We start from the raw sequence: 10,516 nt of genomic DNA on the forward strand, positions 1-10,516 counted from the left end.
GCTCAGTATTCACCTTCCCCGCCCGGCCCTCATCAGGAGTACGACGCGCTCACGGCGGCGGCGATCAGCAGGAAGTACACGATCACGCCGATGACGCTCAGCACCGACAGGATGATGCCGGCGATCAGGGTGCGCTTCCACCACGTCTTGGCCTCCTCGGCGGCCTGGTGCGCGCCCGCGAAGTCGCCGACCTGCCACCGCTGGTTGACCTGCGACGACTTCATGATCGCCACGATGCCGAGGGGGAGGCAGCAGAAAATGGCGGTCAGGATGGCCGGGACGAGCTGGTTGTCCGGCGGGTTGCCGCCCGGGCCGCCCTGGCCGCCGTAGCCGCCACCGGGGGGCTGGCCGTAACCGCCGCCGGGCGGCTGGCCGTAGCCGTCACCGTAACCGCCGCCGCTGGGCGGCTGCTGGCCGTAGCCACCGCCGCTCGGGGGCTGCTGCCCGTAACCACCGCCGTAACCACCGCCGCTGGGCGGCTGCTGGCCGTAGCCACCGCCGCTCGGGGGCTGCTGCCCGTAACCGCCACCGTAACCGCCGCCGCTCGGCGGCTGCTGACCGTAACCGCCGCCGGGCGGCTGGCCGCCGTAACCGCCGTCGCCCTGGTTGCCGTAACTCATGCTCATGACCCCTTATTCGTCACTTTGAGTTCGAGTTGCGCGCGGCAGCCTAGCGACAATGCACCGTCTACGTGGACGAACGTCCATTTTGCGGACAATTCGTAATCGGACCGCAAGCGGCTCGTCACGGTCCGGCTACGGTTTCGGCACGTTACCCGAGGGTCAGAAATCGGACGAGGACGTGGCCGCGGCGCTCAGGCCCAGCATCCACAGGAAGAACCCGCCGAAGAAGAGCCAGCACAGCACCCAGATCACGACCGTGATGTACGAGGTGACCAGGCCGCCCACCGCCATGCCCGAGCCCTCCTCGCCGGTCTTCTTGATCCGGTTGAGCGCGATGTGCCCGAGGATCACGCCCGGGATGCTGGTGAGGCCGCAGAAGATCAGCCCGATGATGCCCAGCACGAGCGAGGCGACCGCCATGCCGTTCGTGGAGCGCGGCTGCTGCGGCGGGCCGTAGTAGCCGGGAGGCGGCTGCTGCTGGTAGCCGTAGCCGCCGCTCGGCGGAAGCTGGCCGTAGCCGAGGTTCTGCTGGCTGTTGGGCTGCTCCCCGTAGCCGCCGTAGCCGGGCTGCTGCTGCTCCCCGTAGCCGCCATAGCCCGGCTGCTGCTGGCCGTAGCCGCCGTGGCTGGGGGGCTGCTGGCCGTAGCCTCCCCCGCTCGATGGCTGCTGCCCGTAACCGCCCCCGTAATGGGGAGGCTGTTGCCCGTAGCCTCCCCCGCTCGGCGGCTGCTGCCCGTAGCCGCCGTTCGCGCCCTGATCCCCGTAGGTCATGAGCTGGCTCCTCAATGTTCGTGGCGAGTTGCAACGGCAGCTTATTGAGGAAACGTTTGCCAAGCAGACAATGGTTCAGAACAGTGGAGGATTCGACAGAGCCGGGATTCAGCGGGAATCGGTGGGATCGTCGCCCCTGTCGAGCGCGTCCCAGAGCGCTTTGTCGTCCTTGACCTGCGCGGTCTCCTTCGCGGGCGCGCCCGCTTGCCTGCTGTACCGGGCCGACATGCCGGCCCAGCGACCGCCGCGCACGACGGCCAGGATCCCGCCCGCGACCATCAGCACCGCGCCGGCGGCGGCCACGGCCGGCCACAGGGGCGCGCTCTCCCAGGGGAGGTCGGTGGCGCCGTGCAGCACGTTCTGCTCGCGCAGCCAATCGGTCACGTCGTCGCCGCTGAGCGCCGTCCACGTGGCCGCGGCGGCGCCGGCGCCGCACAGGGCCAGCAGCGCGCCGACGAGCCGGCGCCCCAGGCCCTTGGTGGCGAGCACCGCGACGATCCCGGCCAGCCCGGCCAGCGCCACGGGGGTCAGCGCGGGGCTGAGGTCTCCTCCCGTGGGCGCCGCCACCCCGTCGTTCTGGAGCACGCGCGCCCACGTCTGCCCGGCGGCGACCAGCACGAGCAGGCAGCCGAGCGCGGTCGCCACCACCCAGGCCCACAGCTCCCGGCGGCCGGAGTCAGGTCTCTCGCTCTCCACGACGCCCTCAGCCGAGCGCGATCTCGAGCGGGTCGGCGTCGAAGCAGGTGCGGTCGCCCGTGTGGCACGCGCCGCCCTCCTGGTCCACCTTCACGAGGATCGTGTCGCCGTCGCAGTCGAGCGCCACCGCCTTGACGTGCTGGACGTGGCCGGAGGTGTCGCCCTTCACCCAGAACTCCTGTCGGCTGCGCGACCAGTAGGTGGCCCGGCCGGTGGTGAGGGTGCGGTGCAGCGCCTCGTCGTTCATCCAGGCCAGCATGAGCACCTCGCCGGTGTCGTACTGCTGGGCGATCGCGGGGACCAGCCCGTCGGGGTTGCGCTTCAGCCTGGCGGCGATCTTGGGGTCGAGCGGCATGCACCCATTCAACCAGCCCCACCCGCCGCCATGCCCTCCGGCACGTCCGGTCAGGCGAGCAGTCAGGCCAGGGCTTGCGACAGCGTGTCGTAGATGGGGAACAGCGGTGCCAGGTTCGTCCGCCGCAGGCGCCGCAGCACCTGCCCGTCGGGCGCCACCAGGGCCATCGTCCCGTTCCTGTCGCGCAGCGAGGCCAGCATCCGCACCAGCACGCCCAGGCCCGTGGTGTCGATGAACGTCAGCGCGCTCAGGTCGACCACCAGCCGGGGCTCCGGCGTGGCCGCCGCCTCATTGAGGCACTGGCGGACCTGGGAGACGTTGTCCAGGTCCACCTCGCCCGCGAGGCTGACCACCACGAGCTCCCCGTGTCGGCGTCGCGACATCTCCAGCACATCCACGCCCATGCTCTTCATAACCCCTCCCGCGGGCGGCCCCGCCGAAAAGGTACACCGGTCTGCGTCGCGTCACCGTGGGTTTTGCCGAGAATGCGTTACGTGATGGCCGGGATCGAGGTAATTTCGTCCCGACGCGTGCTTGGGGAGGGCCATCGTGGTGCACGTCGCGAGCTCCGTCCTCGATCCCGATCTCGGTGATCATGTGTGCCTGCCGTTCGACGGCGAGCGGGAGCGGAGGACGACCACCGGGCTGTTCACGGCGAACGGCCTGCGCCGCCGTACCAAGGTGGTGATCATCACACATGCCGACAGCCCGGAGCGGACGCGCGGGTGGCTGGCGCCGCTCGTGCCCGGGCTGGCCGACGCCGAGTCCGCCGGGCAGGTCGAGATCCTCGACTGCGCCGGCACGCACTTCACCGGCGGCCGGCTCGACCTGGAGCGCGTGTACGCGAGCCTGGCCGACGCCCACGCCCGGGCGCGCAAGCACGGGCAGCACGGCGTGTACGCGCTGATCGACGCCTCCTGGGGAGCGGGCGCCACCGGGGAGCAGGTGGCGTTCGAGGCGGCGACCAACGAGCTGTTCGGCGAGCGGTGGCTGGCCGCCGTGTGCCAGTACGACCGCGGGCTCTTCGCGCGCGACGCCCTCGACCGGGCCTCCTCCGTGCACCCGATCTCGCCGGAGCAGGCGCTGCTGCGTTTCGCGGGGACGAGCGAGCCCGCCGGGCTGCGGGTGTGGGGCGACATCGACCTCACCAACCGGCCCGCGTTCGCCTCGCTGCTGGCGCGGCTGGAGAAGGAGCCCGGCGAGGTCGTCATCGACGCGTCGGAGCTGGACTTCATCGACGCGGGCTCGGCGCAGCTTTTGACCGTCACGGCGATGGCCAGGCCGCGCGGCGCCACCTCCGTGGTGTGCCGCGACTCCATGGCGCGGGTGCTGCGGCTGATCGGGGCGGACGAGTTCATCGCCGTGCGACGGGTGGGCGATGCGTAGGCAGGTGCTCTGCGCGGCCTTCGCCCGGGGCCGGATCACGTTCCTGCGCAGGGCGGTCGCCGAGCACGCCAGGTACGAAGGGCTCACCGGGAGGCGGCTGGAGGACTTCGTGCTGGCGGTCAACGAGATCACCACGAACGCGGTCCTGCACGGCGGCGGGCACGGGCGGCTGCGGCTGTGGTCGCACGGCGAGCTGCTGTGGTGCGAGGTCAGCGACGAAGGGCCGGGGCTGCCCGCCGGGTGGATGGGCGACATGCGGCCGCCCGCGGGGTTCGACTTCCGCGGGCGGGGGTTGTGGCTGACCAGCATGGTGTGCGAGCACATCACGATCGTGTCCGGGCCCGCGGGCACGACCGTGACGTTCGCCGCCGTCCGGGAGTGAGCCGGAGCTACATCAGGAGCGCGCCGCGGAGACCCAGGAGGCGTGCAGGTCGGCGTACACGCCTGGCTCCTGGACGAGCTCCGCGTGCGGCCCGCGCTGCACCAGCCGGCCCGCGTCGAAGACGAGCACCTCGTCGGCGTTCTCGGCGGTGGACAGGCGGTGCGCGATCGAGACGGCCGTGCGGCCCCGGGTGACGCCTTCGAGGGCGCGGGCCAGCCGCACCTCAGTGGCGGGGTCCACCGCCGAGGTGGCCTCGTCCAGCAGGAGCAGGTCGGGGTCGGCGAGGTAGGCGCGGGCAAGGGCGACGAGCTGCCGCTCGCCGGCCGACAGGGACTCGCCGCGCTGGCCGACCGGCGTGTCGAGGCCGGCGGGCAGGCCCTCCAGCCAGTCGGCCAGGCCCAGCTCGGTCATGGCCAGCTCGATCTCCTCGCGGGTGGCCGACGGCTTGCCGTAGCGGATGTTGTCGGCGAGGGTGCCGTCGAACAGGAAGCCGTCCTGCGGCACCATGACGATGCGCTCGCGCAGCGAGGAGAAGCGCACGTCGCGCAGGTCGTGGCCGTCCACGGTGACGCGCCCTGAGCCGGGGTCCATGAGCCTGGTCAGGAGCTTGGCGAACGTGGTCTTGCCCGAGCCGGTCTCCCCCACGACGGCGACGCGGGAGCGCGGCGGGATGTCCACGGTGACCTCCCGCAGCACGGGCGCGCCTCCCGGGTAGGAGAAGTGCACGTTCTCGAAGGCGACCTCGATGGGGCCGCGGGGCAGCTCCACGCCCTTCTCGCCGGGGTCGGCGACGTCGGGCGGCGTGTCGAGGACGCCGAGGATGCGCCGCCAGCCGGCCACCGCGTTCTGGGCCTCGTTGAGCACCTCGGTGGCGGTCTGCAGCGGCGAGACGAACAGCGTGACGAGGAACAGGAACGCCACCAGCCGCCCCTGCGTGATGTCGCCCGACAGGCCGAGCCGCACGCCGAGCAGCACGATGCCGGCGATGGCGAGGGCGGCCACGATCTCGGTCAGCGGGAAGACGAAGCCGACGATGGTCTGCGCCCTCGTCTGGGCCTTCCTGTTGGCGTTGACGGCCTGGTCGATGCGCTCGGCGGTGCGCCGCTCGGAGGCGTACGCCCTGATGACGGTGGCGCCGACGACGGACTCGCTGACGGCGGCCAGCATGTCGCCGGTGCGCTCGCGCACCACCGTGTACGCCCGCGACAGCAGCCGCTGGAAGCGCGGCAGGGCGATCATCAGCGGGATGAAGCAGGCCCAGACCAGCAGGGTGAGCTGCCAGGAGTAGACGAACATCAGGACGGTGGCCACGAGGAGCTGGCCGAGCGCCACGATGATCATCAGCCCGCCCCATTGCATGAAGTTGCTGATCTGGTCGATGTCGTTGGTGACGCGGGAGACCAGGGCGCCGCGCCGCTCGGTGTTCTGGGTGAGCACCGACAGGTCGTGGACGTGGCGGAAGCCGCGCACGCGCAGGGTGGCCAGCGAGGACTCGGTGGCCTTGTAGAGGCGGACGTTCATGACGTAGCCGGCCAGGGCGGTCAGGACGACCGCCGCCGCGCAGACCAGGACGGCACGCGTGATGTACGGGATGTCGGGCGTCCCGCTCTTGAGCCCGGTGTCGATCGTCTGCTGGACCGCGATCGGCACGATGATCTTGCCGATGGTGGCCACGATCGCCAGCGCCAGCGTGCCCGCCAGGCCCTTGCGGAACTCGGGCGTCAGCGCCAGGCCCTGCCGGACCGTGGCCAGCGCCGAGCGCTCCGAGTCGCGCCGAATGCTCTGCGCTGTGCTCTGCGCGCTGGTCTGCGCCGTCATGCCTGCACCTCTTCCACAGCCTCTTCCGCGGCTTCCTCGACCGCCTCGTCCACGGCCTCCTCCAGCTCGATGGCCGCGCGTTCCGCCTCCTCGCGCTCGTACGCGGTCACCAGGTTGCGGTAGCCGGCGCAGCGCTCGATCAGCTCCTCGTGCGGCCCGTGGTCGACGACGCGGCCCTTGTCCAGGTAGACGACCTCGTCGGCCAGGGCGATCGTGGCCATACGGTAGGCGACGACCACGACGGTGGAGGCTTCGGCGGCGTCGCGCAGGCCGTACAGGATCTTGGCCTCGACCTGGGGGTCCACGCTGGAGGTGGCGTCGTCGAGCACGAGCAGGCGGGGGCGGCGCACGAGCGCGCGGGCCAGCGCGATGCGCTGGCGCTGGCCGCCCGACAGGGAGGCGCCGCGCTCGCCGACGCGCGTGTCGAGGCCGTCGGGCAGGCGGCCGACGAAGCCGTCCGCCTGGGCCAGGCGCAGGGCGGCCCGCACGTCCTCGTCGGTGGTGTCGGCGCCGAGCGCGACGTTGCCGCGCACGGTGTCGTCGAACAGGAACGTCTGCTGCGGCACCAGCGCCACCGAGGCCGCGACGCCGCCGTAGGGCAGCTCGCGCAGGTCCACGTCGTCGAGCAGCACCCGCCCCGAGTTCGGGTCGACCAGGCGGGCGAGGAGCTGGACGAGCGTGGACTTGCCGGAGCCGGTGGGCCCGACGAGGGCGACGGTGCGGCCGGCGGGCACCTCGAAGGTGACGTCGTGCAGCACCTCGGCCTCGCCGTAGGCGTAGGAGACGCCCTCGACCGCCAGCTTCGCCGGCCCCGTGGAGGTCGTGGGGGTGGAGCCGTACTCCATGGAGCCGGTCGCGTCCAGCACGGCCTGCACCCGCTGCCAGCCGACGACGCTGCGCGGTAGCTCGGCCAGCACCCAGCCCAGCGCCCTGATGGGGAAGGCGAGCAGCGTGAACAGGTAGGCCACCTGCACGAGCCCGCCGGCGTCGATCGCGCCGCCGGACAGGCGGGCCGCGCCGACGGCCAGCACGGCGAGCACGCCGAGCGTGGGCAGCGCCTCCAGCATCGGGTCGAACAGGCCGCGCACCCGGCCGACGGCGATGTTGGCGTCGCGCAGCTCGTGGGCGCGCCGCTGGAACCGCTCGGTCTCCAGGTCCTCGCGGCCGAGGGTCTTGACGACGAGCGCGCCGTCGAAGCTCTCGTGCGCGATCTCGCTGACCTCGGCGCGCAGCTGCTGCGCGCGGGTGGCCAGGGGGCTGAGCCGGCGCTGGTAGACAAGGTTGAGCACGGCGATGGCCGGGAAGATGAGGAAGCCCACGAGGGCGAGCACCAGGTCGGTGAACAGCATGGCGACGGCCGCGGTGACCAGCATGACGATCACGCCCACGGCCATCGGCAGCGGCGCGAGCGGGGCCCAGGCGGCCTCGGCGTCGGCGCTGGCGTTCGACAGGAGCTGGCCGGTCGGGTGCTGGTGGTGCCAGGACAGGGGCAGGCGCAGGTACTGCTTGGTGACGTCGCGGCGGGAGCGGGCCTGCATGCGGTACTGCATGACGCCGGCGAGGATGCGCCGCCCGGCCACGCCGAGCGCCTTGAGCAGCGCGGTGCCGAGGATCAGCAGGGCGCCGGTCCACAGGGCGGCCGTGGTGACACCGCCCTGGGCGAACGTGGGCAGCACCACGTTCTGCGTCGCCCATCCCAGCGCCCAGGCGGAGGCGACGGTCATGCCGCCGTAGACCGCGCTGGCGAGGACCGCCAGCGTGAACACCGCCTTCTCCGTGCGAATGGCCACTCCAAGGACGCCGAGCCCTTGGCGCATCACGGCCGAGGTGACCTTATTCGCCACTCGGTGGGTTTCCTCTCCAATTGGACTTTTCTACGTATGTCAGTATCACTCCCGATCATGCTGTTATTCCCAGCGGTAAGGTTGAGCACGTGACTCACGCTCGTGGCGAACGTTCCGCGCTCTGCGACCTGCTCGACAGGCTCGGCCCCGACGCGCCGACCCTCTGCACGGGCTGGACCACCTACGACCTGGCCGCCCACCTCGCGCTGCGCGAGCGCCGGCCCGACGCCATGGGCGGCATCGCGATCAAGGCACTGGCCGGCTACACGGCCTCCGTCCAGAACGGGCTCAAGGCCCGCCACCCCTTCCCCGAGCTGGTCGGCCTCGTACGCGAGCCCGGCGGCGTCTACGGCCTGCTGCCCGCCCTCGACGAGGCCGTCAACACCCTCGAACTGTTCGTGCACCACGAAGACGTGCGCCGCGCCCAGCCCGCGTGGCAGCCGCGCGAGCTGCCCGCCGACCTGGAGGCGCTCATCTGGAAGCGCGTCTCCACCGGCGCCCGGCTGATGTTGCGCCGCTCGCCCGTGGGGGTCGTGCTGCACCGGCTCGGCGGCGGCGTGGCGCTCGGCGGGCCGCGCGGCGGCTCCCGCGTCGAGGTCACCGGCAGGGCGGCGGAGCTGCTGATGTTCTGCTTCGGCCGGCAGGCGCACGCCCAGGTGGAGCTGACCGGCGACCCCGGTGACGTCGCCCGGCTGCGCGAGGCCACTCTCGGCGTCTGACGCCGGTGCGAGGTCGCCTCGCTACCCGCGGAAATCCCGGCACGGAAGACACCCGCAGGTAATCTCCTGCCCGTACCATGGCATGAGTAAGAAGCCCCCCGGTTAGGATCATGTACATCTTCACAGAAGATGCCTAGGGATCGCCCAGATCCGGGTATATACGGCTGGGAATGGACTGCAGGAGGCCCCCCATGCAGGTCAAGAAGGTGATCACCTACGTGGCTGTCGCGTTCGTGGTCTTCTACCTGTTCACCCGGCCGGCCCAAGCCGCCGCCGCGGTCAACGGTGTGTTCGACGGAATCCTTCAAGGAGCTAATCAGTTGGCCGTGTTCTTCTCAAGTGTTCTGACCTGACCGTAGGTTCTGTCTGCGTCAGGTGCTTCCCCGCGCTGCCGGATCGTGTTACGCAGGCAGGATGAGAGATCGCCCCAGCGGCACCAAACCCCATCAGCTCGACCCCCACGCGCGGCGCATCCTCGAGCGAGCGGAGCTCGAGGGCATCGAGCTGATCCGTTTCCTGTACGTCGACCACGGTGGCGTCATCCGTGGCAAGGCGGCATCCCGGTCACGGTTGGCCGAGCGGCTCAGCACGGGCATCGGGCACACGGTGGCCATGATGGCGATGAACATGCTCGACCAGCTCCAGGAGGTCGAGCACCTGGGTCCGGTGGGCGAGGTACGCATCGTCCCCGACCCTGCCACGTACGTCCCGTTGCCGCACGCCCCCGGCTCGGCGGCCATGCTGTCAGACCTGTGTCTGCCGGATGGCAGCCCCTGGGGGGCGTGCGCGCGGACGTTCCTGAAGGAGGCCGTCGCCGAGCTCAGGACCGAGGGGTACGCGCTGGTGGCGGCGTTCGAGCCCGAGTTCACGCTCGGGCGCCGGCTGCCCGACCCGATGGGCGGCCCCGACCGCCTGGTGCCGCTCGACGACTCGCTCTGCTACGCCACCACGGGCTTCGACACGGCCCACGACTACACGATCAAGCTGATCCGCGCGCTGGAGACGCAGGGTCTGCGGGTCGAGCACTACCATCCGGAGCTCGGGCCCGGCCAGCAGGAGCTGTCGATCCGGCATGCGCCCGCCCTGCGTGCCGCCGACAACCACGTCATCTACCGCGACACCGTGCGCGGCGTCGCCATGCGGATGCAGATGTGGGCCTCGCTGGCCCCCAAGCCGCTGGCCGAGCAGGCGGGCAACGGCTGCCACCTGCACCTGTCGCTGTGGAACGACACCCAGAACGTCTTCGCCGAGGAGAGCGAGGTCCGCGACGGCTTCATCGGCGGCCTGCTCGCGCACCTGCCCGCCCTCACCGCCCTGACCTGCGGCAGCGTCAACAGCTTCCGCCGCCTGGCGCCCCGCATGTGGTCCGGCGCGTACGCCGTGTACGGCCCCGACAACCGCGAGGCCGCGATCCGCGTGTGCTCCCCGCTCGGCGACAGCGGCGAGCCGAACCTGGAGCTGAAGCCCTCCGACTCCTCCGCCAACCCCTACCTGTCGCTCGGGGCCGTCATCCACGCCGGGCTCGACGGCATCCGGCGCAAGCTCGACCCCGGCGAGGCGGTGGACGTCGACCCCGACACGCGGCCGGGCCTCTATCCGCGGCTGCCGCAGTCGCTCGACGAGGCGCTCGACGCCCTGGAGGCCGACGAGGTGCTGATGGAGGCGCTCGGGCCGCTGCGGCGCAGCGCGTACCTGGCCGTCAAGCGGTCGGAGGCGGCGGCGTTCGCCGGCAAGGACGTCTCCTACGAGCTCTTCCACCACCTGCGGGTGTTCTGAACGACCCTGGCTCCGGCGTGCGAAGCCCCGGGCGCGAAGGCCCGGGGCCGGAAGCGCAGGTGTGTCGCGGTCCGATCAGCGGACCGGGTGGCCTGCCATCCTCAGTGTGTCCTTGACCTCGGAGATCTTCAGCGTGCCGAAGTGGA

Annotated in this window: 12 protein-coding genes; 5 read left to right on the forward strand and 7 right to left on the reverse strand. The window is 71.5% G+C overall.

Features of this window, described 5'->3' with window-relative positions:
• Positions 1-32: 32 nt before the first annotated feature.
• The 5 genes from HCN51_RS49265 to HCN51_RS49285 all read right to left on the reverse strand — a co-directional run bounded on the left by HCN51_RS49265 (position 33) and on the right by HCN51_RS49285 (position 2,858).
• Positions 33-620 carry a CD225/dispanin family protein gene (locus HCN51_RS49265; protein ID WP_168019300.1) on the reverse strand — a complete coding sequence of 196 codons (588 nt, stop codon included), beginning with the start codon at positions 618-620 and terminating at the stop codon, positions 33-35.
• A gap of 162 nt (positions 621-782) precedes the next feature.
• On the reverse strand, positions 783-1,394 hold the full coding sequence (locus HCN51_RS49270) for a DUF4190 domain-containing protein (RefSeq protein ID WP_168019270.1): 612 nt from the start codon (positions 1,392-1,394) through the stop codon (positions 783-785).
• 108 nt (positions 1,395-1,502) lie between these two features.
• Positions 1,503-2,090 (reverse strand): Trp biosynthesis-associated membrane protein, encoded by a 588-nt coding sequence (locus tag HCN51_RS49275; protein ID WP_168019272.1) that lies wholly within the window; start codon positions 2,088-2,090, stop codon positions 1,503-1,505.
• 7 nt (positions 2,091-2,097) lie between these two features.
• Positions 2,098-2,445, reverse strand: coding sequence for a phosphoribosyl-AMP cyclohydrolase (gene hisI, locus HCN51_RS49280; RefSeq protein ID WP_168019278.1), 348 nt, complete (start codon positions 2,443-2,445; stop codon positions 2,098-2,100).
• Positions 2,446-2,507: 62 nt separating this feature from the next.
• Positions 2,508-2,858 carry an STAS domain-containing protein gene (locus tag HCN51_RS49285; protein WP_168019280.1) on the reverse strand — a complete coding sequence of 117 codons (351 nt, stop codon included), beginning with the start codon at positions 2,856-2,858 and terminating at the stop codon, positions 2,508-2,510.
• Between the two features lie 136 nt (positions 2,859-2,994).
• Between HCN51_RS49285 and HCN51_RS49290 the strand changes: the two genes are divergently transcribed.
• The gene (locus tag HCN51_RS49290) at positions 2,995-3,831 is read left to right on the forward strand and encodes an MEDS domain-containing protein (protein WP_168019282.1); all 837 of its coding nucleotides are present in this window, start codon (positions 2,995-2,997) and stop codon (positions 3,829-3,831) included.
• Positions 3,824-4,213, forward strand: coding sequence for an ATP-binding protein (locus tag HCN51_RS49295; RefSeq protein WP_080041020.1), 390 nt, complete (start codon positions 3,824-3,826; stop codon positions 4,211-4,213). Before HCN51_RS49290 ends, HCN51_RS49295 begins: the two co-directional genes overlap by 8 nt.
• Positions 4,214-4,225: 12 nt before the next feature.
• Here the strand turns inward: HCN51_RS49295 and HCN51_RS49300 are convergent, their stop codons facing one another.
• Positions 4,226-6,031 (reverse strand): ABC transporter ATP-binding protein, encoded by a 1,806-nt coding sequence (locus tag HCN51_RS49300; RefSeq protein WP_168019284.1) that lies wholly within the window; start codon positions 6,029-6,031, stop codon positions 4,226-4,228.
• Positions 6,028-7,848 carry an ABC transporter ATP-binding protein gene (locus HCN51_RS49305; protein WP_168019302.1) on the reverse strand — a complete coding sequence of 607 codons (1,821 nt, stop codon included), beginning with the start codon at positions 7,846-7,848 and terminating at the stop codon, positions 6,028-6,030. The genes HCN51_RS49300 and HCN51_RS49305 overlap by 4 nt, the downstream gene beginning before the upstream one ends.
• A gap of 116 nt (positions 7,849-7,964) precedes the next feature.
• Here HCN51_RS49305 and HCN51_RS49310 point away from each other — a divergent pair, with 116 nt between their 5' ends.
• The 3 genes from HCN51_RS49310 to HCN51_RS49320 all read left to right on the forward strand — a co-directional run bounded on the left by HCN51_RS49310 (position 7,965) and on the right by HCN51_RS49320 (position 10,370).
• On the forward strand, positions 7,965-8,594 hold the full coding sequence (locus tag HCN51_RS49310; RefSeq protein WP_168019286.1) for a TIGR03085 family metal-binding protein: 630 nt from the start codon (positions 7,965-7,967) through the stop codon (positions 8,592-8,594).
• A 191-nt stretch (positions 8,595-8,785) separates the two neighbouring features.
• On the forward strand, positions 8,786-8,947 hold the full coding sequence (locus HCN51_RS49315) for a hypothetical protein (RefSeq protein WP_168019289.1): 162 nt from the start codon (positions 8,786-8,788) through the stop codon (positions 8,945-8,947).
• A gap of 61 nt (positions 8,948-9,008) precedes the next feature.
• Positions 9,009-10,370: a glutamine synthetase family protein gene (locus HCN51_RS49320; protein WP_168019291.1), complete on the forward strand. Its 1,362-nt coding sequence runs from the start codon at positions 9,009-9,011 to the stop codon at positions 10,368-10,370.
• Positions 10,371-10,516 lie beyond the last annotated feature (146 nt).

It is taken from the genome of Nonomuraea composti, assembly GCF_012034275.1.
GTDB classification, from domain to species: domain Bacteria; phylum Actinomycetota; class Actinomycetes; order Streptosporangiales; family Streptosporangiaceae; genus Nonomuraea; species Nonomuraea composti.

Coding starts and splice junctions, on each gene's coding strand:
- HCN51_RS49295 (WP_080041020.1), top strand. CDS start 3,824: ATGCGTAGGCAGGTGCTCTGCGCGGCCTTCGCCCGGGGCCGGATCACG.
- HCN51_RS49300 (WP_168019284.1), bottom strand. CDS start 6,031: ATGACGGCGCAGACCAGCGCGCAGAGCACAGCGCAGAGCATTCGGCGC.
- hisI (WP_168019278.1), bottom strand. CDS start 2,445: ATGCCGCTCGACCCCAAGATCGCCGCCAGGCTGAAGCGCAACCCCGAC.
- HCN51_RS49265 (WP_168019300.1), bottom strand. CDS start 620: ATGAGTTACGGCAACCAGGGCGACGGCGGTTACGGCGGCCAGCCGCCC.
- HCN51_RS49315 (WP_168019289.1), top strand. CDS start 8,786: ATGCAGGTCAAGAAGGTGATCACCTACGTGGCTGTCGCGTTCGTGGTC.
- HCN51_RS49270 (WP_168019270.1), bottom strand. CDS start 1,394: ATGACCTACGGGGATCAGGGCGCGAACGGCGGCTACGGGCAGCAGCCG.
- HCN51_RS49285 (WP_168019280.1), bottom strand. CDS start 2,858: ATGAAGAGCATGGGCGTGGATGTGCTGGAGATGTCGCGACGCCGACAC.
- HCN51_RS49305 (WP_168019302.1), bottom strand. CDS start 7,848: ATGCGCCAAGGGCTCGGCGTCCTTGGAGTGGCCATTCGCACGGAGAAG.
- HCN51_RS49320 (WP_168019291.1), top strand. CDS start 9,009: ATGAGAGATCGCCCCAGCGGCACCAAACCCCATCAGCTCGACCCCCAC.